Genomic DNA, 1,198 nt, shown 5'->3' on the forward strand with positions numbered 1-1,198 from the left:
CACGCCACCCTCACCCCCACCACACCCACCACCATCAACATCACCCTCACCGACCCCACCGGAACACCCACCCTCACCATCGACGAACTCACCCTGCGGCCCGTGTCCGCCGAGCAGTTGCGCGGCGGGGAAGCCACAGGCCGGGACAGCCTGTTCGGGGTCGACTGGGTCGCGCTCGGTGCGGGTGCCGGCCAGTCCGTGGACGGGCTGCGGGCGGCCGTCATCGGGGACGCGCGATCCGCGTCGGCCGTGGTGCTGGGGGCGGGCGCGTCCGTGCACGGTGACCTGGACGCACTGCTCGCCGGGATCGACGCGGGCGACGACGTACCGGACGTGGTGTTCCTGGACTGCCCCGCCTCCGGGCCGGATCCGGTCGAGGCCACGCACCGCGCCGTCGCGGGCGTGCTGGGCGTCGTACAGCAGTGGGTCGTCGAGGAGCGGTTCGCGGCCGCGCGCCTCGTGGTCGTCACCCGGGGCGCTCAGGCGGCCCGGCTCGGCGAGGGCGTCACGGACCTGGCCGGTGCGGCGGTGTGGGGTCTCGTGCGCACGGCGCAGACCGAGGTGCCCGACTGCTTCACGCTGGTCGATCTCGATGGCGACCACCTGCCGGACGCTGCCGAGCTCTGGTCCGCCCTCGGCTCCGGTGAGTCCCAACTCGCGGTCCGTGACGGTGAGTCGTACGGGAACCGGTTGGTCCGGGTGGCGGGTGACGCCGTACTCGTGCCCCCGGCCGATACGCCGGGCTGGCACCTCGGCAGTACGGGCAAGGGCACCCTGGAGAACGTCGCGCTGACCGTCTCGCCGACGGCCACGGCGACGCTCGCCGCCGGGGACGTCCGGGTCGCGGTGCGCGCGGTCGGCCTGAACTTCCGGGACGTGCTGATCGCCCTCGGCAGTTACCCGGGGGAGGCTCCGCTCGGCAGCGAGGCGGCCGGTGTCGTTCTGGAGACCGGGAGCGCGGTGACCGGCTTCGCGCCCGGGGACCGGGTGATGGGCCTGTTCGAGAACGGCGGCGGGCCGGTGGCCGTCACCGACCACCGCACCCTGGTCCGGGTCCCGGACGGCTGGTCGTTCGCGCAGGCCGCCGCCACCCCGATCGTCTTCCTGACGGCGTACTACGGGTTGGTGGACCTGGCGGGGCTGGCGGCGGGCGAGCGCCTGCTGGTGCACGCGGCGGCCGGTGGCGTCGGCATGGCGG

The 1,198-nt window shown here is 74.5% G+C and carries 1 protein-coding gene; it reads left to right on the top strand.

Features of this window, described 5'->3' with window-relative positions; genetic code table 11:
* Window positions 1–1,198, top strand: a 1,198-nt coding sequence (locus ACFWAR_RS39410; protein WP_385788562.1) for an alcohol dehydrogenase catalytic domain-containing protein, incomplete at both ends; no start/stop codon positions are given.

The sequence above is a fragment of the Streptomyces sp. NPDC059917 genome (assembly GCF_042730635.1).
In the GTDB taxonomy this organism is placed as follows: Bacteria; Actinomycetota; Actinomycetes; order Streptomycetales; family Streptomycetaceae; genus Streptomyces.